This window comes from Flavobacterium notoginsengisoli (assembly GCF_014207905.1).
Classification (GTDB): domain Bacteria; phylum Bacteroidota; class Bacteroidia; order Flavobacteriales; family Flavobacteriaceae; genus Flavobacterium; species Flavobacterium notoginsengisoli_A.
This window is the reverse complement of record NZ_JACHLB010000008.1, coordinates 123,910-147,448: the sequence shown is the minus strand read 5'-3', so window position 1 is coordinate 147,448 and position 23,539 is coordinate 123,910. Positions and strand designations below refer to the sequence as shown.

General features: G+C 34.2%; 14 protein-coding genes. 8 read left to right on the top strand and 6 right to left on the bottom strand.

Translation table 11 applies throughout. The annotated features are described in order from the left end of the window. The 4 genes from murQ to HNP35_RS21150 all read right to left on the bottom strand — a co-directional run bounded on the left by murQ (position 1) and on the right by HNP35_RS21150 (position 7,439). Complete coding sequence (gene murQ / locus HNP35_RS21165; RefSeq protein WP_184166993.1) at positions 1 to 822, bottom strand: N-acetylmuramic acid 6-phosphate etherase; 822 nt, start codon at positions 820 to 822, stop codon at positions 1 to 3. A 131-nt stretch (positions 823 to 953) separates the two neighbouring features. Further along, positions 954 to 2,153, bottom strand: a complete 1,200-nt coding sequence (locus HNP35_RS21160) for an exo-beta-N-acetylmuramidase NamZ family protein (protein ID WP_184166989.1) — start codon at positions 2,151 to 2,153, stop codon at positions 954 to 956. A 238-nt stretch (positions 2,154 to 2,391) separates the two neighbouring features. Then, the gene (locus HNP35_RS21155; protein ID WP_184166987.1) at positions 2,392 to 4,128 is read right to left on the bottom strand and encodes a RagB/SusD family nutrient uptake outer membrane protein; all 1,737 of its coding nucleotides are present in this window, start codon (positions 4,126 to 4,128) and stop codon (positions 2,392 to 2,394) included. Between the two features lie 32 nt (positions 4,129 to 4,160). Then, the gene (locus tag HNP35_RS21150; protein ID WP_184166984.1) at positions 4,161 to 7,439 is read right to left on the bottom strand and encodes a SusC/RagA family TonB-linked outer membrane protein; all 3,279 of its coding nucleotides are present in this window, start codon (positions 7,437 to 7,439) and stop codon (positions 4,161 to 4,163) included. A gap of 247 nt (positions 7,440 to 7,686) precedes the next feature. Here HNP35_RS21150 and HNP35_RS21145 point away from each other — a divergent pair, with 247 nt between their 5' ends. The 6 genes from HNP35_RS21145 (at position 7,687) to HNP35_RS21120 (ending at position 17,729) form a co-directional block, all read left to right on the top strand. Beyond that, positions 7,687 to 8,436, top strand: a complete 750-nt coding sequence (locus HNP35_RS21145; RefSeq protein WP_184166982.1) for a DeoR/GlpR family DNA-binding transcription regulator — start codon at positions 7,687 to 7,689, stop codon at positions 8,434 to 8,436. Positions 8,437 to 8,562: 126 nt separating this feature from the next. Continuing rightward, the gene (locus HNP35_RS21140; RefSeq protein WP_184166979.1) at positions 8,563 to 9,459 is read left to right on the top strand and encodes an alpha/beta hydrolase; all 897 of its coding nucleotides are present in this window, start codon (positions 8,563 to 8,565) and stop codon (positions 9,457 to 9,459) included. A 295-nt stretch (positions 9,460 to 9,754) separates the two neighbouring features. Then, positions 9,755 to 11,590 carry a PQQ-binding-like beta-propeller repeat protein gene (locus HNP35_RS21135; RefSeq protein ID WP_184166976.1) on the top strand — a complete coding sequence of 612 codons (1,836 nt, stop codon included), beginning with the start codon at positions 9,755 to 9,757 and terminating at the stop codon, positions 11,588 to 11,590. Between the two features lie 202 nt (positions 11,591 to 11,792). Continuing rightward, entirely contained in the window at positions 11,793 to 13,274 is a 1,482-nt protein-coding gene (locus HNP35_RS21130) for a glycoside hydrolase family 10 protein (RefSeq protein ID WP_184166971.1), read from the top strand. Between the two features lie 10 nt (positions 13,275 to 13,284). Then, complete coding sequence (locus HNP35_RS21125) at positions 13,285 to 14,580, top strand: serine hydrolase domain-containing protein (RefSeq protein ID WP_184166968.1); 1,296 nt, start codon at positions 13,285 to 13,287, stop codon at positions 14,578 to 14,580. 245 nt (positions 14,581 to 14,825) lie between these two features. After that, entirely contained in the window at positions 14,826 to 17,729 is a 2,904-nt protein-coding gene (locus tag HNP35_RS21120; RefSeq protein WP_221433485.1) for an FAD-binding and (Fe-S)-binding domain-containing protein, read from the top strand. A 125-nt stretch (positions 17,730 to 17,854) separates the two neighbouring features. Here HNP35_RS21120 and HNP35_RS21115 read toward each other — a convergent pair whose 3' ends face one another. Next, positions 17,855 to 19,015: a Gfo/Idh/MocA family protein gene (locus HNP35_RS21115; RefSeq protein ID WP_184166965.1), complete on the bottom strand. Its 1,161-nt coding sequence runs from the start codon at positions 19,013 to 19,015 to the stop codon at positions 17,855 to 17,857. 390 nt (positions 19,016 to 19,405) lie between these two features. Between HNP35_RS21115 and HNP35_RS21110 the strand changes: the two genes are divergently transcribed. Continuing rightward, positions 19,406 to 21,340, top strand: coding sequence for an amino acid permease (locus tag HNP35_RS21110; RefSeq protein ID WP_184166962.1), 1,935 nt, complete (start codon positions 19,406 to 19,408; stop codon positions 21,338 to 21,340). A gap of 102 nt (positions 21,341 to 21,442) precedes the next feature. On the opposite strand, the gene HNP35_RS21105 is transcribed toward HNP35_RS21110, so the two are convergent. After that, positions 21,443 to 22,675: an aminotransferase class I/II-fold pyridoxal phosphate-dependent enzyme gene (locus HNP35_RS21105; protein ID WP_184166959.1), complete on the bottom strand. Its 1,233-nt coding sequence runs from the start codon at positions 22,673 to 22,675 to the stop codon at positions 21,443 to 21,445. A 316-nt stretch (positions 22,676 to 22,991) separates the two neighbouring features. Here HNP35_RS21105 and HNP35_RS21100 point away from each other — a divergent pair, with 316 nt between their 5' ends. Then, on the top strand, positions 22,992 to 23,450 hold the full coding sequence (locus HNP35_RS21100; RefSeq protein ID WP_012024199.1) for an Lrp/AsnC family transcriptional regulator: 459 nt from the start codon (positions 22,992 to 22,994) through the stop codon (positions 23,448 to 23,450). The last annotated feature ends 89 nt before the right edge of the window (positions 23,451 to 23,539 follow it).

The window sequence follows — 23,539 nt, the reverse complement described above, 5'->3', positions numbered from 1 at the left end:
TTATTTTTTGCTGTTATGATCTAACAAAACAGCGCGTACACTTTTATGTTTTTGCAGTAATTCTTCGGCTAAATCATATTCAATTCCCAATTCTTCCATAATCATTTTGATGCCTCGTTTTACCAGTTTTTCGTTAGACAACTGCATGTCTACCATTTTGTTGCCTTTTACTTTTCCAAGTTTGATCATTACAGATGTCGAGATCATGTTCAAGGTCAGTTTTTGAGCTGTTCCTGCTTTCATTCTCGTACTTCCAGTTAAGAATTCAGGCCCGACAATTACTTCAATCGGATAATCGGCTTCTTGAGCGATAAGTCCGTTGCTAATGCACGAAATACTTCCTGTTTTAATATTGTGTTCTTTAGCTTTTTTCAATGCGCCTAAAACATATGGCGTATTTCCAGAAGCTGCAATTCCGATAATAAAATCTAAGCTTGAAATCTCAAATTTAGCTAAATCTTTCCATGCTTGTTCAGTATCGTCTTCTGCATTTTCGACAGCTTTACGAATTGCAGTATCTCCTCCGGCAATAATTCCTATAATCATATCATGCGGCACACCAAATGTTGGCGGACATTCAGAAGCATCTAAAATTCCAATACGGCCAGAAGTTCCAGCCCCAATATAAAATAATCGTCCGCCCAACTGCATTTTTTTAACAATTGCTTTGACCAGTTTTTCGATTTTAGGAATTTGTCCTTCTATAATCTGTGGAACTTTTCGATCTTCTGTATTAATATTTGTCAAAAGTTCTTTTACGGTCATTTGGTCTAAATCTTTGTACAAAGATTCTTGTTCGGTTTCAGGATTTTTATTCTTCATTTTTCTTTTCTTTTTTTGGTTTTGAAACAGCTGATTTTGATATTTATGAGTTCGATTATTTGTATAAGGATTCTCTATTTTTATAAAAAATAGTCAATTTTGGAAATTTTAGTTTTTGAAAAACGCTTTATTTAGTAGAGTAAATAAGGTTTTCTCATCGTTTGGAAGGCAGTTAAATCTTTTTTCCAGCTTGCGCGAATGTCCTTTTCTGAAACCCCAGATTCAATTTGCTGTTGCAGTTTCTTTGTTCCGGCAAGTTTGGTAAAAAAGGCATTAAAAAATTTCGATTTGTCGCTGGTATTTTGATAGGCTTTTAATAACCATTTTAATTCTAATTGTTTGAGTCTTGGGTAGGAAGTTAAATCTTCTCCAAAACATTCTTTTCCATTATAAAGCGGATCTTTGGCTCCGAAATTTGGTTTTGGCGTAAAACTGAAGTTAGTTTTGGTTAAATATGGGGAACCGTAAATTTGGAATTGTTTTTCCGTTCCGCGTCCCATGCTCACATTTGTTCCTTCAAAAAGACATAAACTTGCATAGAGATTTATAGATTGGTCGTTTGGTAAATTTGGAGAAGGTTTTACCAATAAACTGTATTCCATTGTGCGTTTATAATTAGAACAAGGAATAACAGTCAATTTGCATTGCGTTCCATTTTTTAGCCATTTTTGGCCGTTAATCATTTGAGCGTATTCTCCAATTGTCATTCCGTGAAGCAGTGGAATAGGGTGCATACCGACAAAACTAGTAAACTCTTTTTCCAAAAGTGGACCATCAACAATACTTCCATTTGGATTCGGTCTGTCTAAAATTATAAGCGGCAAATTATTTTCGGCGCAAGCCTCCATTACATAATGCAATGAAGAAATATAAGTGTAAAAACGAGCTCCAACGTCTTGTAAATCGAAAACCATAATGTCGATTCCGTTTAATTGAGCAGGTTTTGGTTTTTTATTATCTCCGTAAAGAGAAATGATGGACAAACCAGTTTTAGGATCTTTTCCGTCAACAACATGTTCTCCTGCATCGGCAGTTCCTCTAAAACCGTGTTCTGGTGCAAATATGGTTTGAACGGTAATTTTTTTCTCTAATAAAAAGTCAACTAGATGTGTTTTGTCAGATAAAATTCCTGTTTGATTCGTTACAATTCCTATTTTTTTGTCTTTTAAAAGCGGTAAATATTTCTCGTAATTATCTGCTCCAGTTTTAATCACCGGAGGATTTATTTCTGATGTACCGAATGCTGTAACTTTTGAAAACGAATTAGAATATAAAGACGTTACAAACAGAGAAACTGCAATTAGGACACTTTTTGAGATGAATTTTATCATTTTAATTACAATTAATAGTTAGGCAAAAAATGACTAATAAAATTAAGCTATTATTTGATTGGTTGTTGTTTGTGATTGATGATGGGAATGATGATCTGAAAATTCAGATTGAAATTTTTTAGCTTTTTTTCACTGTAAAAAGAATGAAATAAAGCTTTTTTAAATACTGCCTCTGGTTCGATTACTTCCAGAGGCAGTTTTATTTTATGGGGGCAAATTTTTTATAATATGAATTGAATTACCAACCTGGGTTCTGTTTCAATTCTACACCTTCTGCAGCGTATAAATTGATATCATTTGTTGGAATTGCATTCAAGTAATTTTTTGGAGATACAAATAATCTTGATACACCTGCTGCATAAGGAATTACATATCCTTGTGCGTTTACTCTTGTTTTAGTAGTTCCTCCTATCAAAGCAGGTATTCTAGCTCCTAAAACAACATCAGGATTTGAATTGGTATCTAAATAATCTCCTTTTTTCCAACGCATAAGATCTTCTTTTCTCATTGTCGTCCAAGCCATAAACTCGATTCTACGCTCACGACGAATCTCCCAAATAATCGGATTTACAATTCCAGAAATTTGTTCTAATGCCGTTGTTCTTTGCGGATCGTTTATTTGTACTCCACCAGCAGCTGCGTTTGTACCATCTGTAGTTAAAGTTGCAATTCCTGCACGCGTACGAACTTTGTTAAGTGATAAATCAAGATCAACATTAGTAATTGTTCCTAATTCTGCACATGCTTCAGCATAATTTAAATACACTTCGCTTAATGTGAAAACTGGAGCATCAATTTGATTTTGTCCAATTGTTGAAACGTCTGTACCCGTTGTAGCAGGATTATTATACAATTGGAATACATAACCTGTGATAGAAGTTAAACCATTGTAAGGTTTGTCAGAGTAAGCATAATCTGCATTGCTGAACGCTTTAGCAAATCTTGGATCTCTGTTAGCAAAAGTATTAGCAATAGTAGCATCACCTAAAAACTGAGCGTTTCCAGCTTGTTTGATTGGCAATCCATTTGTAGTTACATAACTTTCTGCAGCAAATTTTGTCAATCCGTTTTGAACAGTAGAAGTATTGGTATAAGCTTGTACCGAATTTCCTAAAACACCTTTAATATATCTTTTAGTTAAAATTACCTCAGTATTGTTCATTAACTCAACAGAGTTGTAAAGTGCTTTCCAATCTGCATTTAGTTTGAAAGAGTTGTTATTCATCACGGCTAAAGCAGCTTCTTTAGCTTTTTGAAGATAAACACTTCCATTTTGTGCTAAATTGTATTTTCTATAAGTACCTTCACCTAAACATACTCGGCTTAACAATGCATAAGCAGTATATTTATTTACAGTAACATTGCTGTCATCAACATTTAGTAACATTGGAATTGCTTCTTCTAAATCTTTAATAACATTGTCTATCACTTCTGCTCTTGATAAAGCTGGTTTATAGACATTAGCATCGCTTTGAGCTAAATATTTATCTGTATAAGGCACATCGCCAAATTGCTGTGCTAAACGAAAATAAGTATGAGCTCTGAAGAATTTTGCAACACCAATGTAATGGTTTTTCTTCGCTTGATCCATAGGAACATTTGGCACTCTTTCTAACATAAGATTGCAACGACGAATCAAAGTGTAATACTCGTTCCAGTTGGTATTGGTAGCATTTGGAGCGGTTAGAAAGTTTGTGAAAACGTTCATTGCTAAGTTGTCATCTATTAATCCAGTAGACGAAGCATGAAAGTAGAAATCAGCAGTAGTACCTGCGTTATTTCCATACCCGTTAAACGTATTATAGTTCAACCAAGAGAATGTTTTTACGTTATTTTCTGAAGTCCAAAAATTGTCATCTGTAAATACATCCTCAGGAGGTGTATCCAAAAAATCTGAACAGCTAGCAGTTAGACCTGCAAAAGCAAGCAAGACAACTGATAGTTTTATCTTAGAGTTTATGATTAATTTTCTCATTTTACTTAATTTTTGATTTTTAAATACATTTATTAAAACGCAAGTTGTATACCAACTGACCATGTTTTAGAGTAAGGGAAAGTTCTTCCCCATACTGCTTCAGTTTCATTAATTTCAGGATCTACAGGTAATTTGCTGCTTTTCCAAGTAGCTAAGTTGAAACCTGAAACATACGGTCTGATTTTGTCAAATCCAGCCTTTTGAGAAATACTTTTCGGGAAAGTATATCCAAGAGTCATAGATTTTAAACGTAAATAAGACATATCTAATAAATAACGTGACTGCGCAACAAAATTGTTTGATCCAGGTGCATAAGTTCCAAAAGCATTCGTAGCGTGTCCAGGATATGGGTTAGGGAAATACGCATCTGTATTTTCCGGTGTCCAGTAATCATTCATACTTGCATACATGGCATCCGTTCTGTTGTAGAATGGTAACACTAAGTCTGAAGTTGTCCAGAATTCACGTTTACCAACCCCTTGAAAGAATGCATCAATATCAAATCCGTATAAAGCACCACCTAGACGAACTCCATATTGGTAACGAGGTGTAGTATTTCCGATAACTTTTAAATCTCCTGGTTTAAGAGCTGTTCCATCTCCTCTAGAGATTACTCCGTCTCCGTCTAAATCTTTATACATTACATCTCCTGCACCGTATCTAAAAGCACCAGTTCTTACATTTTTATAATCAACACCGTTTACTATTAGTCCTGTAGCATCAACTTGATCTGTTGTTTGAATTAATCGGTCTGTTTCTAATCCCCAGATTTCACCTAATTTTTGACCTGCATAAAAAGATCCTAAAAGTTTAGAAGAGTTATTCCATTCCGTTACTTCAGTAGTATTATCAGAAAGTGTAAGATCTGCATAAACGTTGATGTCTTTGTTTATTTGCTTATTAAAATTAAGTGCAAGTTCCCAACCTTTTGTTCTTAAGTTTCCAGAGTTTGTATTGGCAGCAGCCTGACCAAATGAACCTGGAAGTGTTTTTCCTGGTGCTAACATTCCTTTAGTATCACGTTGATAGTAATCAAATGTTAAACCTAACATATTAAAGATACGAATATCAATACCAATATCCTGAGTAGTTACTTTTTCCCAAGTTAAATTCGGGTCAACATTTGAAGGCTGATTAACAGTTGGATTAACTGTCGTACCGCTACCTATCCAATATGGATTAGGATTAGTAGTAACGTTAGTCATAACTGGTAAAAAGGCATTGTTAGCGATGTTTTGATTTCCAATTGAACCAACAGAACCACGAATTTTCAAATCATTTAACCAGCTTCTTGTTCCTTCCATGAAACTTTCTTCAGAAATTCTATACCCAACAGAAGCAGAAGGGAAGAATCCCCATTGCTCATTAGTAGGGAATTTTGACGAACCGTCATAACGTCCGTTTAATTCCAGTAAATATTTTCCTTTGTAATCGTAATTTACACGCGCAAAAAATCCGGCAATAGCATATCTTGATAAACCTGGATTTAAAGTAGTATTTGCAACAAGAGGCGAAGTAAATTGATCACCAATTGCTAAATTAAACTCTGGCTTGCTTTTGTCTAAAAGTGTATTTCTACGAGCGTACGTTCTCTCAAAATCATACCATTCTGAGTTTAAACCTCCTAATACTTTAAAGTTATGGTTTTCTCCTAATGTTTTAGTGTAATTAGCATAAAAATTGGCTACATTTCTTGTAAAAGATGATTTAGATTGCGCAACAAAATCATTAGCCACTTCCATCGAAGTTGGTTTTCCTGAAACTAAGTCAGCTGCACCTGTCCAAAAGTCCCAAAGAGGCACTTGACCACCGTTCATTTTTAAACTTGAAAAATTAGTATTAAAACTATATTCTCCAATAATATTAAAGTCTTTTGTGACTTGAGCAGTAAGTTTTCCGCTTATCCTCATATCATTAGACTTGCTTTCATTTTGAGATGCATTTGCCATATAACCTGGCGCATGTCTAAAGTAAGTGCCATTATAAGTACCATAAGGGAAATAAGAACCCCAACGCATATAGTAACCAAAATAACCGTTACCAGCAGTATCAATACCATTGTTATAGTAGTTAAATGGAGAATCATATTCTTGGAAAGTTCCTAAAACTTTAAAATCTCCAGTAAGCCAGCTTGCTAATTCTGTAGTAAGACCAAGATTAAGGTTGAATCTTTGGTTGGTTTCGTTGTTAATTTTCATTACACCTTCTTGATTAGCAAGACCTAACGAAACAATAAACGAACTTTTGTCACTCAAAGAACCTTGAGCAGATAAATTATGAAGTGTTTGTACCGCATTCTTTTTTAACATTTCATCATGCGGATTCCAAATTCTGTAGAAATATTCTTTTCCTCCAATAATATCAAAATCTTCTCCCAAGATCATGTTTTTATCATTAGGGTTTCTAGTTGCAGCATATTTTTCCTTCCAGTTGATGATTCCTGGCAATAATGTTTTGTAGTTCATACCAAAAGATTCCGGATTTGCATTTCCAGCTCTAGCTTGTGCCTCGATCATTGCAGGAAGTTCTACAGTAGGATCATTAAATTGAACCAAAGAAATTGGATTGCTCCAACCTGTATTATTACTGTAAGCAAATCTTACTTTGCCTTTAGAATTTTTACCGCTTTTAGTAGTAATTAAGATAACTCCAAATGCAGCACGAGCACCATAAATAGAAGCAGAAGCAGCATCTTTAAGTACAGACATCGATTCTACGTCTTCTGCATTTAGCATGGATAAATCGCCTGGAACACCATCAACTAAAATAAGTGGAGATCCAGAAGCTTCTCCATTTACAATAGTTCCCATACCACGAATATTAATATTTGATTGTTTGCCTAAGTTACCTGAGTTACTAGTAATATTAAGTCCAGGAGTAGTTCCCTGTAAACCTTTTGTAATGTCAGTAACAGGAATACTTCCCAAGGCTTTTTTAACATCTACCTTTGCAACTGCTCCAGTAAGATTTACTTTTTTCTGAGAAGCGAATCCTACTACAACTACTTCGTCCAATTTTGAAGTGCTTGGAGAAAGATCAACATTTACTTTTTGCTGTCCTTCAATTTTGATTGCTACGGTTTCAAAACCCATGTAGCTGAAACTAAGGCTTCGTCCAGGTGCGATGCTGATGCTGTAGTTTCCGTCAAAATCAGTTGAGGTTCCATTGGAGGTTCCCTGAATCATTACGCTGACTCCAGGTATGGGGAAACCATCCGCTTTGTTTTTTACCGTTCCAGTGATTGTTTTTGTTTGCCCAAATGTTGCTTGAATGAACAAAACCAACAATGAAATAAGAAATAGTTTTTTCATGATTACTTGGTTTTTTTTTATGGTTGTTAAGCAAATATATTTAATTTTTGCATACAAATGCATTTTTTGTGTTAATATTTTTTTAAAATCTTTTGAATAACGCAAAATAACGCAATTTTTGATTGAGTAATTTTTCGCTTTTCCTTTTTTTACACAAAACATGCAAACTATTGCAATTCTTGTCAAGGCTTGTTAATTTCATTAGAATTATTTGATATATTTGTGCCGAACTTAAACTTTTAATAAAATGCTGAAAGCCGAAAGACATAAATTTATCATGACCAAACTTGTTGAAGAACAGAAGGTTGTTACTACCGATTTGGCTTTGGTCCTGGATTTGTCTGAGGATACAATTAGGAGAGATTTAAACGAGCTAGATAATAAAAAACTGTTAGAAAAGGTTTATGGCGGTGCTGTATTGGTAACAGAAAAAGCTACTGATATTTTTAATATAAATATTTCTGATGAAGACGAAAAGAAAAAGATTGTAACAAAAGCTTTGTCTTTGCTTCATGATGATCAGGTTATTATAATGAGTGGAGGAAGCACAAATTTAGTTTTCGCAAAGCTAATCCCAGCCGATTTAAAAGCTACTATTTATACGTATAGCCTTCCAATTGCAATGCAGCTTTCACAACATCCTAATATTGATTTAATTTTTATTGGAGGAAAGATGCAGAAAAATGCAATGGTAACAATAGGTATGGATGTAATTCAGGTTGTTTCTAAAATTAAAGCAGATATTTGTTTCATCGGAGCAAGTAGTATTAATATAAAACAAGGTTTGACCGAGATTGGTTATGAAATCTCAATTGTCAAAAAAGCAATGATAGAGGCTTCAGATAGAGTAGTTTCAATGTTTTCTTCTGATAAGTTGGATACTAAAATGCCTCACGTGGTTTGTGATTTAAAACAATTGGATACTATAGTTACTAATCTAAATCCAGAAGATCCAAGTCTAGAAGAATATAGGAAATCTGGTGTATTTATTCTTTAAATAAAAATAATTTCTGCGTGTTTTTGCGTTATTTATCTTTTATTTTGTTAAATAACGCAAAATAATGTATTTTGTTTGTTTTTTGTATATATTTGTTAAAACTATTTTCTAACAAAACCGTATTATATGAAAAACTATATTTTCTCTGCTAAAAATAGACTTCAAAATAGTAGGGAAACCTCATTTCGAAATAACCATAAGTTAAAATCACTTTATACCTTATATATAGTATTCTTCTTTTTTTCTGCAAAAGCAGCTACTGTTGATACAATTCAGGTTTTTAGTCCTTCGATGAATAAGAATATAAAAAGCTGCGTGATATTTCCAGAAAGTTATAAAAAGAATGATAAAAAATTTCCAGTAGTTTATTTGCTTCACGGATATAGCGGAAATTATGGTTCTTGGGCGAAAGATTTTAAAGAACTTAAAAGTCAGGTAGATCAGTATAATTTTATTGTAGTTGGTGTAGACGGAAATTATTCAAGCTGGTATTTTGACAGTCCGATTGATCCTAGTTTTAAGTACGAAACTTACGTTGTCAATGAATTGGTTCCTTATATAGACAAAAAATACAAAACTATCGCTAATCGTGAAAATCGAGCTATTTCAGGCTTAAGTATGGGCGGGCATGGAGCTTTGTATTTGTCTTTTAAGCATCAAGATATATTTGGTGCTGCTGGAAGTATGAGCGGTGGAGTTGATATTAGACCTTTTCCAGATAACTGGGATATTAAAAAACGTCTTGGTTCTATAACTGAATTCCCAGACAATTGGGAAAAAAATACAGTAACGAATATGCTTTCGTTAGTAGAAAGCAATAATTTGAAACTCATTATCGATTGCGGTTTTGATGATTTTTTTATGGATGTAAACAGACAGCTTCATGCTAAAATGTTAGCCCTAAAAATTAATCACGATTATATCGAACGACCTGGAAAACATGATCTTAAGTATTGGGAAAACTCCTTGAAATTTCAGTTGTTATTCTTTCATAATTTCTTCAACGACAAAATAAAAAATTAGATAAGTAATTGTGTGTTGCCATTTTACCCATAAAAAGGAATGCATAAATTTTGGTTGGTTACCTAGTCCTAACAGGTTTTCAAAACCTGTTAGGTATTTTTTAACCCACAGATTAAATTGATCTAAAAGATTTTTTCCGCAACACAAGATAGTTAATTGCTGAAATAAATCTGTTGAATCTGCGAAATCTGCGTGAAAAAAATACATACATGTACTGTAGAGACGCACCGCAGTGCGTCTAACACAATCTGTCTCAATATTATTTTAATAAAAGTTCAATAAAATAAAATTCCCCATGAAACATCTATTTTTAAGAATACTATTATTTTTTATAACGATATCCTGTTTTTCTCAAAATGCAGAAAAATCAGAAAATATCAAATTTATACAACTTACCGATTTGCACGTTTCAGTAGGAAATGACAATGATTTTCTATTGCAGAATATCGTAAAAGAAATTAATAATTCTGATTTCGAATTTGTAGTTGTAACTGGAGATTTAACCAATCGTGGTGCCAATGACGAATTGGAACAAGTTCATTCAATATTATCAAAATTGAAAAAACCTTATTATGTAATTTCGGGAAACCATGAAACAAACTGGAGTGAAAGCGCTGGTTTAACGTATAAAAAAATATTTGGAGAGGATCGTTTTGTGTTTTCGAAAGGAGATTATGTTTTTATCGGATTTCCATGCGGACCTTATATGAAGATGGGTGACGGATTTGTAAAACACGAAAATGTGCTTTGGTTGGATAAAACACTAAAAGATAATCTTAAAAACAGCAATAAAAAAGTACTGAATTTTGCTCATTATCCATTAGATAATAGCGTTAGTAATTATAAAGAAGTACTTGCTGTTTTAGAAAAATATCCCACTGTAGCATCCTTTTGCGGGCACGGACATACTCTAAGAAAATATGATTTCTCTGGTTTAAGCGGTTTAATGGGGACTTCCATAACTTCGCTTGACGGAAAAACACAAAGTTATAATCAGGTAATTATAAGTAAAGACAGTATCAGTATCTATCAAAAGGAAATTGATAAACCGGGAGTTTTTAAATTTTCGGTTCCGTCAAAGCCTTCTAAAATTACAATTCCGAAAGATAGTGTAACAATGCAAACGCCTTTTCTAAAAGATATTGCGTCAATTTACAGCCTTCCTGCATTCGACAAAAAAAATCTTTATTTTACTAATTCAATTGGCGAAATAAAATCGATTAATCTGAAAAATAAAAGCCAAAACTGGAAAACGGAAACGGGTAATTCGATTTATTTCTCGCCAATCATTGTAAAAAATAATTTGGTTATTGGTACAATAGAAGGAAACTTATTAGGACTTGATACACAATCTGGAAAACAAAAATGGACAATTCCTGTTGGAGGTGTTTTGGTAGGTTCGCCAGTTGCAGAAAATAATAAAATTTACACGGCAAGTTCTACAGCTTTTATTTGTGCAGATGCCGTTACTGGCAAAGTAATCTGGCAGAATAATTTACCAATGTCCTATTCGCAAGGAACTCCTTTAATACAGGGTGATAAAATAATTTTTGGAGTTTGGGATTCGTATATTTATTGTTTGAATAAAAACACAGGAAATCTAATCTGGAAATGGAATAATGGTAACGACAAACAAATCCTGTATTCTGCCGGAAATGTCAATATGGTTTCAACAAAAAACAGACTATATTTTGTTACGCCTCAGCGTTTTTTAACTGTTTTGGATATTGAAACAGGAAAAACGCTTTTGAGAACTTCTAAATGGAAAATTAGAGAGTCAATGGGGAAAAGTCAGGATGGAAAATGGTTTTATGGTAAAACAATGGATGGTCTTTTGTTGAGAGTGCCACTTAATGATGAGATGGAATTAACGGAAGAAAACGTAGCTGCCCAAAGTAAAGTTTTGGATTTAAAACTGGGATACGAACACAATCCGGCTGGAATACTTGAAAACAAAAATAAAATTTACATAGGAAGCCGAAAAGGGGAAGTAATTGTTGTTGATGCTGCCAAATTTGAAATCATAAAGCAAATTAATTTAGGAAGTTCAAGCATCAACGGATTTACGATTGATGATAAAGGACAAGTTTGGGCATCACTAATCGAAGGAGGAATCTTTTTACTAGAATAATTTTTTTAAGAGATTTTTTTCTTTAATATGTGAAATTGCTCGCAAAGTCGCAGAGTCGCAAAGCATTATTAAAAAGCTTAAAAAAAGCTTTGCGACTCTGCGACTTTGCGAGATTAAAAAGAAAATTTTGCGAACCTTGCGTAAGTCTTCGCGATCTTTGCGGTTAATCCCTGCAACATTAACGAATCAAAAATACAATCTTATGAAAAAACTAAAATTCATAATCCTAATACTGCTGTTTCAAACAAAACTTTTCAGTCAAGAATCACCGAAAAGAGAAATGCGTGCAGCATGGATTTCTACCGTAGATAATATCGACTGGCCATCAAAACCGGGATTGTCAGATAAACAGATGAAAGCGGAAATGATTTCTATTTTAGATAATTTAAGATCTAATAATTTGAATACAGTAATTTTTCAAATTCGCCCAACTGCAGATGCTTATTACAAATCAACAAAAGAACCAGCTTCGCATTGGATAACAGGAACTCAAGGCGTTGCTCCAGGGTTTGATCCGCTTCAAATGATGATTGACGAAGCAGGAAAAAGAGGAATGAATGTACATGTTTGGCTGAATCCGTACCGCGTACAAAAAGATACCGTAAAAGATGTTTTGACAAAAACGCATTTGTTTTTTAAGAAACCAGAATTGTTTTTAACCTACGGAAAATCAAGATATTTTAATCCGGGTTACAAAGAAACCAGAGATTTTGTTTCTTCTGTAGTAGGCGAAATTGTTCGAAATTATGATATTCAGGCTGTTCATATGGATGATTATTTTTATCCTTATAAAATAGAAGGACAGGAATTTCCAGATGAAAAAGCTTTCGCTAAAGAACCGCGACAGTTTAAAGATAAAGACGATTGGCGAAGAGATAATGTTGATTTAATTATCAAACAAATCAGAGATACAATCATTGCTAATAAACCAGAAGTCGAATTCGGAATTTCACCTTTTGGAGTTTGGAGAAATATTGCTAAAGATTCTCAAGGTTCTAATACAAAGGCAGGAGCAACTAATTATGACGATTTATATGCTAATATCCTAAAATGGCAAAAAGAAAACTGGATTGATTATGTAACGCCACAATTGTACTGGCACATTGGTTTTGACAGAGCCAATTTTGAAGTTTTGGCAAAATGGTGGGCAGATCATAAATATGGTGCAAATGTTTATGTTGGTCACGGCGATTATAAAATTTCAAATACGGCCAAAGAACCAGAATGGAGAAGTCCAGATCAAATTGTAAAACAAATAGAAATGATTCGTAAAATACCTCAAATTGATGGTTCTATGCATTTTACAGCAAACTCATTCTTCAAAAAAGGAGATACCTTAAGAAATGCTCTTATCGAAAAACCATATAAGTATATTGCCCTAACTCCAGAAGCAAACAGAATTACAAGAGTAAAACCGCAAGCACCAACCAATGCTTTAATTACTAAGAAAGGTGATAAAGCAGTGTTAAGCTGGAAATCTGAAATGTATGATAAGAAATTTGTGATTTACAGATTCCCAAAAGGAAAAATTACAGATTTTTCTAATTCGGCAAATATCTATTATGTAACGACACTTACAAAATTGGAAATTCCAAATGCTGACTTAGAGAATACGGTTTATGCAATTTCTGCTCTGAGTCAGACCCAAACGGAAAGTGCTCCAATAGAATTTACGACAAAATAAAAATACAATTATGAAAAATAGAACGTCTAAAATTGTATTCGCATTTTTGATTCTATTCGGAATCAATAGTTATGCTCAGAAAAAATCTTTTGATGTAAAACGAAATGAAGTTTATATCGATTCGATGATGACAAACGCACTTGAAAAAGGATTTTTTCCTGGAGCTGAGGTTATTGTTGGAAGTAAAGATGCTGTTTTCATATCCAAAAATTATGGCTTTCAAGACTACTCTAAAAAACAGCCCGTAAAAAATGATGATGTTTACGATTTGGCTTCTATGTCTAAAGTTTTAGGGGCGACAATAGTAACCATGCGTTTGGTGGGTGAGGATAAAATGAAACTTACAAATCAAGTGGGCGATGTAGTTCCTTTTTTTAAAAACACGCCAATTGCAGACTTAACGTTGTTTGAATTATTAACTCACACTTCGGGATTAAAAGCTAGTATTACTTTCTACCAAGATATGCTTTCAACACCCGACGGTTCGCCACTTTTGAGTGATAAAAAATCAGCAGAATATCCAGAATTGTTTGATACCATGTATGTGAACAAAAATATAGTTTATGATGCTAATTATCTTTCGTTTACACCAAAAGAAAACTGGATTCAGGTTTATAAAAACATGTGGATGAATCCTGATTTTTATAAAAAAGTTTATGAGCAGATTGCCAATGCCAAAGTGAATCAGCGTGGCAAATACGTTTACAGCGATTTGAATTTACTTTTGGTAAAGGAAATGATTGAAGCCAAAACAGGAAAAAAACTTGATCAATTGGCAAACGAAATTTATAAGGAATTAGGAATTTCTAAAATAGGATACAATCCTTTAAAATGGACTTCTATTGATAATGTAATGCCTACAGAATTGGATAATTTCTTTAGAAAAGATACTATTAGAGGATATGTTCACGATGAAGCGGCGGCTATTTTTGGAGGTGTTTCTGGAAATGCGGGTTTATTTGCAAATGCCCAATCCATTTCAGTTATCTGCCAAATGTTACTAAATGAAGGAAAATTTCAGGGAAAACAAATTCTAAAAGCAAAAGTGGTAAAAGAGTTTACGCAATCGCCTTTAACAAAAGGCGGCATCTACCGTGGACTTGGTTTTGACAAAAGAAAACCAGACGAATTTTTTAAAGCAGATGACTTTGGACACACGGGATTTACAGGAACTTTTTTCTTTATGAATCCAGACAACAATAGATTTCTCATTGTTTTAACCAATCGTGTGAATCCAACAAGAACGAACAGATTAATGTATAAAGATGATTTTATGGCAAAAATCTGGAAGCAAATTAATAAGTAAAAGGTTGCTACAGATTTAAAGAATTAAAAAGAATTTTTCACGCAGATTCAGCAGATTTCGGCAGATTTATTTTAGATAAAAAAAGAATCTGCAATATCTGCTTAAATCTTTTTAAATCTGTGTGAAATAAAAAATAATCCTTTAAATCTGTTGCAAAAAAAGAATCATAACTATTGAAATTACAGTAATTTTGTAATCTCAGCAAAAAGAAATAAAATCAGTTTTAGACAACAAATTAGAATATAATGTCAAACCAAGAGTTACAGCAGTTATCCGAATCATTAGAAGGAACACTTTTATATGATGATCTTCATAAAACACTTTATTCTACTGATGCATCGGTGTACAGAATTAGGCCAAATGCTGTGGCGTTGCCGAAAACAACGGCAGACATCAGTAAGTTAATTCGCTTTGCCGCAAAACATAATATTTCGGTTACGCCAAGAACAGCAGGAACTTCGTTAGCAGGTCAGGCAGTTGGTGACGGATTGGTGATTGATGTTTCGAAACATTTTACCAAAATATTGGCTTATAACGCGGAGAAGAAAACGGTAACTGTTCAGCCAGGTGTGATTCGCGATGAATTGAATTTGTATCTAAAACCTTATAATGTTTTCTTCGCCCCAATTACTTCGACTTCAAACCGAGCGATGATTGGTGGAATGGTGGGAAATAATTCCTCAGGAACAACTTCGATTCGTTATGGTGTAACTCGTGATAAAATTGTTGAGGTAAAAACGATTTTAAGTGACGGAACCGAAGTGGCTTTTGGCGAACTGACTTCTGCTGAATTTATTGAAAAAACAAAAGGTGATTCTTTAGAAAATAAAATCTACAAAAGCGTTTACGACGAACTTTCAGTAAAAGAAAATCAGGAAGAAATTATAAAAGAATTTCCAAAACCAGAAATTCACAGACGAAATACAGGTTACGCTGTTGATATTCTGCTACAATCAGAATTATTTGGTGGAACAGAACCGACAGTCAATCTAGGAAAATTACTTTGCGGAAGTGAAGGAACTTTGGCTTTTACAACTGAAGTCACTTTAAAAGTTGACGATTTACCGCCTGCACATAATATTATGGTTGTGGCGCATTATCATACGATTCAGGAATCTTTGGAGTCTGTGGTTGTGGCGATGAAACATCATTTGTACACTTGCGAAATGATTGACGACACGATTTTGGATTGTACTAAAACAAATCGTGAACACATTAAAAACCGTTTCTTTTTAGTTGGAGAACCTAAAGCAATTATGTTGTTTGAAGTTGCTTCTCATACTTTAGAAGATGCCGAAAATCAAGCAAACGCTTTAATTGCAGATTTAGAGAAACATAATTTTGGATACGCCAGCGTTAAATTATTCGGACCAGATATTGATAAAGCCAACGAACTTAGAAAAGCCGGTTTAGGTCTTTTAGGAAGTATTGTAGGCGATGACAAAGCAGCCGATTCTATCGAAGATACAGCAGTAGAATTAAGCGATTTACCAGCATATATCGCAGAATTTTCGGCAATGATGTTAAGCCACGGACAGGAAGCGATTTATTACGCTCATGCCGGAGCGGGAGAATTGCACCTTCGTCCTGTTTTGAATTTGAAGAAAACATCCGATTTAAAATTATTCAGAACCATTGCGACAGAAGTAGCGCATTTGGTAAAAAAATACAGAGGTTCGTTGAGTGGTGAACATGGTGACGGAATTGTGCGCGGAGAATTTATTCCGTTTATGATTGGCGATAAAAACTACGAATTGCTGAAAAGATTAAAATTAGCTTTTGATCCAAATTCGGTTTTAAATATCGGAAAGATTGTCAACGCTTTGAAAATGGACGAAAATCATCGTGTAATTTCAGGAAGAGTAGAACCGGATATTAAAACTTTCCAAGATTTCTCAGACAGTTTAGGAATTTTGCGTGCGGCTGAAAAATGCAACGGTTCTGGAGACTGTAGAAAAATGCCATCGGCAGGAGGAGCAATGTGTCCGAGTTATCGTGCGACGCGAAATGAAAAAGAAACAACTCGTGCTCGTGCAAATGCTTTACGTGAGTATTTGACCTATTCTGAAAAAGAAAACAAATTTGACCAGAAAGAATTATACGAAGTTTTTGAGTTATGTGTAAGCTGTAAAGCCTGCGCAAGTGAATGTCCGAGTAATGTTGACGTAGCTACTTTAAAAGCAGAATTTTTATACCAATATCAAAAAGCCAACGGATTCTCAACCCGAAACAAGATTTTCGCGAACAACGCCAAATTGAATAAAATGGGAAGCAAATTCCCGACGATTACGAATTTTATTTCGAATCAGTCGTTGGTCAAAAAATCTATGGGAATTGCTCCAGAAAGACAAGTTCCGCTTTTAGCGAAAAAGACTTTTAGAAAATGGTATCAAAATAATAAACCTGCAACATCAGATTTTCCAAATGGGAAATTGTATTTGTTTGTAGATGAATTTACGAATTATTATGATGTAAATATTGGAATCGATGCTTTCGAATTATTGACGAAATTAGGTTATCAGGTTTTGGTTATCGATCACGAAGAAAGTGGAAGAACCTATCTTTCAAAAGGATTTTTGGAAGAAGCGAAGAAAATCGCGAATCATAACGTAAATGTTTTTAAAGATTTGATTTTAGCTAATGCTCCTTTGATTGGAATTGAGCCTTCAGCAATTTTAACTTTCAGGGATGAATATCTTCGTTTAGCTGATGATAAAGATGCTGCAGAAAAACTATCTCGAAATGCTTTCACCATCGAAGAATTCTTCAAAAAAGAAATCATCGACGGAAAAATTACGCCAGATTCTTTCTCTGAAGAAACCAAAGAAATTAAAATTCACGGACATTGCCATCAAAAATCGTTGAGTTCTGTTGAAGCGACTTTTGCTATGCTGAATCTTCCTAAAAATAATACAGTTACAATTTACAACTCAGGTTGTTGCGGAATGGCGGGTTCTTTTGGTTATGAAAAAGAGCATTATCAGGTGAGTATGCAAATGGGAGAAGATACTTTATTTCCAAAAGTGAGAAATACGGCTGAAAATGTAAAAATCGCCGCTGCAGGAACGAGCTGTCGTCATCAAATTTATGATGGAACAAAACGTGAAGCGCAGCATCCTGTTAGTATTTTGAGAAATTGCTTGAAATAATTTAACCGAAAAGAGTTTTGTTTCACGCAGATTTTGCAGATTTGAGCAGATTTTATTTTAGATTTAAATAAACAAAATCTGCTTTTATCTGTTCAAATCATTTTAAATCTGCGTGAAAAATAAAACTATTTCAAGCTTACTTTCTTTCCAGTTTTGGCAGCCTCATAAATAGCATTTATGATTCTAACATCTTTAATACCTTCTTCCCCAGTAATATGATTAGGAAGTTTTTGATTTGCTAAAATGACCTTAGAAATCTCATCCATTTGGGTTTGCTGTTGATTGATAACCGGAAAATTAAACGGCTTTCCGTCAGATCTTTTGCCTATAAAAGGGCCGTAGCTTACAGCAGGACTCATTTCGAAGAAACCTTCATCTGCAGCAGCATAAAATCTGTCAATTCCAAAACCACACGAACTGCTGCAATTTGCAACAGCACCACTCGGAAATTCCATTTGCCAAGTAATGTTTTCTTCAACTTGAGAAAATTTGTTTTTGTAATTTACATGTCCAAATTGTGCTGTAACCGCGATTGGTTCTTCGCCTAAAACATAGCGTGAAACCTGAATACAATAAATTCCTAAATTAATCAAACAACCGCCGCCAGCCAATTTTTTATTCTGTCTCCATTCATTGCGGGCGTTTAGATCTACAGGTTTATTTATGTCACGAACATCATAAGTACTATAACCTAAACCAGTTTCAATGTAACGAACTTGTCCCATAACTTTTTCTTGTCCCAATCGTTTTATTTCTAAATGATTTGGTTCGTAATGCAGACGATAACCCATTGCCAATTGTACATTATTTTCGTTGCAGACTTTAATCATTTCTTCGCAATCTTCGGCAGTAATCGCCATAGGTTTTTCTACAATAACATGTTTTCCAGCTTTTGCAGCACGAACAGTAAACTCTTTATGAAGCGCATTTGGAGTTACAACATAAACTAAGTCAATATCTTTGTTTTTTATGATTGTATCGAAATTTTCGTAGTTGTAAATGTTCTTTTCAGGAATATTATACTTTTTCTTCCATGTTTCGGCTTTAGAAGGTGTTCCGGTAACGATTCCCGCAAGTTGGCAATATTCAGAAACCTGAAGTCCTTCGGCCAAAAGAGAGGCGTAGTTTCCTAAGCCGCATAAAGCAATATTTAATTTTTTTCCAGTGTAAGGAATTTGTGTTTTTTCTGTCTGGGTGATAAAAGAAGGAAGCGAAGTCATTACAACCGAAGCTCCAACGCCCAGTCCAAATTTGTTTACAAAAGAACGTCTTGAAATTTTTTCCATAAAATGATTCTTTAAAAATTAAATACTACTTAATTAGTAAGCTCCTTTTGAGAAATGTTACATTTGTAGTTTCAATTTAACCGCAAAGAACACAAAGAATTGCGCAAAGTTCGCAAAGATTTTATTTCACGCAGATTTGGCAGATTGAGCAAATCTATATTGTATTGAAAGATTTGTGCAATTTTTTTTTAAATAAATCTGTTCAATCTGCCAAATCTGCGTTAGAAAATCGCCCCAGATAAAAAAAATGCATTAGAAAAAATAATTCGTGAATTCGTGGCGGAAAAAAAATCACGTTTTATATATTTGATTTAACGATTAAATTTGCATTATTTGCAAAATAAAACAAAAACGACTGAATTAAATTAATTTTATAACAGCAAAACATATATGGCATTTTCAAGTTTATTCCGAAAGAAAACAGTGCAGGATATTCTGAAGCAAGTTGCTCAGAATGAAACAGACGGTCATAATGCATTAGGAAAGCATTTGACGACCAGAGATTTAACAGCTTTCGGTATAGCGGCTATTGTGGGAGCAGGAATTTTCAGTACGATTGGAAAAGCCAGTGCAGATGGTGGTCCAGCTGTAATCTTTTTATTCTTATTTACAGCTTTGGCTTGTAGTTTTGCTGCTTTCGCTTACGCGGAATTTGCTTCGATGGTTCCGGTTTCAGGAAGTGCTTATACCTATTCGTATGTAGCTTTTGGAGAATTAATTGCCTGGATTATTGGTTGGGCATTAATTATGGAATATGCCGTAGGAAATATAACGGTTGCCATATCGTGGAGTGATTATTTTACGGGACTGCTCCAGAGTGGTGGTATTCATTTACCGCAATGGATTCAAATGGATTACCTAACCGCTTCAAACGGATTTAAAGATGCCGAAGCTTTAATGCGAGGCGGAAAATCTTTCGAAAATTTAAGTACTGCATTGCAACAAGCGCACACAGCTTGGACAACAGCGCCAACAATTGGATCTTTCCATTTTGTTACTGATTTACCAGCTTTGTTTATCATTATTTTGATTACAGCTTTAGTTTACAGAGGAATGAAAGAATCTCGTAACGCGAGTAACTTAATGGTTGTGGTTAAACTTTGTGTAGTTCTTCTGGTAATCGCAGTTGGTGTATTTTATGTAGATACAGCAAATTGGAATCCTTTTGCTCCAAATGGAGTTGGAGGAGTTTTAAAAGGAGTTTCAGCAGTATTCTTTGCTTACATTGGTTTTGATGCGATTTCTACAACTGCCGAAGAATGTAAAAATCCTCAGAGAGATTTACCACGGGGTATGATGTGGGCGATTATTATCTGTACTATTTTATACATTGCTATTGCTTTAGTTTTAACGGGAATGGTAAAATATCACGAATTAAATGTTGGAGATCCTTTGGCATTTGTATTCGATAAATTAGATTTAAAATGGATGTCAGGAATTATTGCCGTGAGTGCTGTAGTAGCAATGGCAAGTGTTTTACTGGTTTTTCAAATGGGACAACCAAGAATCTGGATGAGTATGAGCCGTGATGGTTTACTGCCAAAGAAATTCTCAACTGTTCACCCAAAATTCAAAACACCATCTTTTGCAACTATTGTGACAGGTTTTGTGGTTGCGGTTCCGGCTTTATTCTTGAATTTAACAATGGTAACCGATTTATGCAGTATCGGAACTTTATTTGCCTTTGTTTTAGTTTGTGCAGGAGTTTTGGTATTGCAAAACAAACCAGAAATTCCAAGAGGAAAATTCAAAACACCTTATGTAAATTCAAAATTCATTTTACCAGTATTAATGATTGCGGGATTGTATTATGCTTTTGCTTTCAACAACAAAGCTACAATGGAATTTATCAATAATGAACCACAGATTTACGATGCGACTTCAATTGTAACATCTCTAAATAAAGAAGAATCTGAAAAAGTTTTCAAGTATTTAGAGAGTATCGAAGTGAATAATAAAACAGCTGAAACATCAGATTTAGAGCATTTGTTAGGACAATACCAAGACGACGAAACAAAATATGCAGAAGTTGTAAAAGGATTGCCAATCGCAGATTCTGATAAATATGAGTCAGGATTTAGTTTATTCAAACACAAAATTCCAATGTGGATTTTCTTATTCGTTTTAGTTGGATTAGCGGTGTGGGCATTCAGAAAAAATCTTTCGCTAATTCCACTTTTAGGATTGATTTGTTGTCTTTATATGATGGCAGAATTAAGCGTTTGGAATTGGATTTATTTCACGGTTTGGTTAATAATTGGACTTCTGATTTATTTTGGCTACAGCCGAAAAAACAGTAAACTGAATACCGAAGTTATAAGTTAGATGTAAAAAGTTATATATGAAAAGCCGTTCTGAAAATTATTTCAAAACGGCTTTTTTCAGTTTTTTGTCATTTCTCCTTACGTCGAAATGACAAAAAAGAAGTTAAATTTGAGAAGCGTGTTGCATTTTCAATTTCAAAACTCCAACTTCTGCCATACAAGCTTTCATCATTTCGTAAGTACGCTCAATATCATTATCCAAACCGATAGAAAAACGAATCAAACCATCGGTTAACCCCATTTCTTTTTGTTCTTCCAACGGAATCTCACTAGAAGTCGAAGTTCCTGGAGCGCTGAATAACGTTTTGTAAAAACCTAAACTTACTGCCAGATAACCAAGATTTCTTTCTTGCATCAATTCCATTAATTCATTCGCTTTTTCCAAAGAACCAACGTCGATTGTCAGCATTCCGCCAAAACCATATTCAGGATTAATCATCGTTTTGTACAATTCATGACTTGGATGACTTTTCAATCCCGGATAAACTGTTTTTAAACCATCTTTTTCAAATTGATCAGCCAAATAGTGTGCATTATGGCTGTGTTGTTTAATTCGGATATGAAGCGTTCTAAGGTTTTTCATTACTGAAGCTGAACGCAAACTGTCCATTGTTGGCCCTAAAAGCATACTCGCACCCGAATTTACATTTTTCAGCGAATTGATAAATTCTTTTGAAGCGCACGTAACACCGCCAACTGTATCGCTGCTTCCGTTAATGTATTTCGTCAAGCTATGAATCACAATATCAGCACCCAATTTTGCCGGAGAAACCGATAATGGTGAAAATGTATTATCAACAACCAATTTCAAATTATGCTTTTTAGCAATTTTCGCTAAACCGGAAATGTCAGCAACTTCTAATAACGGATTACTGACCGTTTCGCAATACAAAACTTTCGTTTTAGGAGTGATAGAAGCTTCAACAACATCAAGTTTAGTAATATCCACAAAGCTCGTTTCAATTCCGAATCTCGGTGTGAAATTTTTCAAGAAAGCGTAAGTTCCGCCATAAATCGTTCGGCTTGAAACAATGTGATCGCCCGCGCCGCACAATTGCAATAGAGTAGGCGTAATCGCTCCCATTCCCGAAGCCGAAACGTTTGCAGTTTCCGTTCCTTCCATCGCCGCCAAAGCCTGATCCAAATATAAATTACTCGGAGACGAATGGCGCGAATACAAATAACAGCCTTCCATATTTCCTTCAAAAGTGTCAAACATAGTTTTAGCCGAAAGAAAAGTATAAGTCGAAGAATCAGAAATTGACGGATTCACACCGCCAAATTCACCAAAGTATTGCAAATCCTGAATGTTATCTGCTGGGTTGAAGTTTTTCATATTTAGTTAGTTTCAAGTTTTTATTTGTTTCAAGTTTCAAGTTCTTATTGTAGGGATTAGGAGCTATTTCCTGCTATCCGCTGTATCTTTTATGGTGAACCCCACCATAAAAGGATGCCGCTTCTATCAGGGCTAGGGCACTCGTTTTCAAAAGAAATATTATTCAAAGTAAGATTGATTTAGAAAAAAAATCAACAAGTAGTTTTTAAATCAGATTTTAAAACTATTAAAATACATTTGTAATGATTTTTAATCTAAATTTGAATGAATAAAATCAAAAAAATAGATTTTAATTCATTTCTTAAAACCAACAAAAATGACTTTAGATGCTACAGATAAAAAACTCTTGGTTTTATTACAAACTGACAGTAAAAAAACAACAAAAGAATTATCACTAAAACTTGATCTTTCTGTAACAGCAGTTTACGAACGAATCAAAAAGCTGGAACGCGAAGGCATAATAAAAAACTACGTCGCATTGGTCGATAAATCTAAAATCGAAAAAGGATTTGTGGTTTTTTGTCATTTAAAACTCATTCAGCACACTAAAGAATTCTTAACTAAATTCGAAAGCGAAGTCATAAAACTTAATGAAGTTTTAGAATGCCATCACGTAAGCGGCGATTATGATTATATCTTAAAAGTCTTAGTAAAAGATATGGAAGCGTATAGAGAATTTTTGGTAACTAAACTTACTTCGTTACAGCATATCGGAAGTACGCAAAGTATGTTTATGATCAGTGAAGTGAAGAATTCTACGGTGATTTCTTTTTAAGGTTCTAAGTTGCTGAGGTTCTAAGGTTTTTTATTATATGCTTAATTTTTTCACACAATTTTATGTCATTTCGACGAAGGAGAAATCTC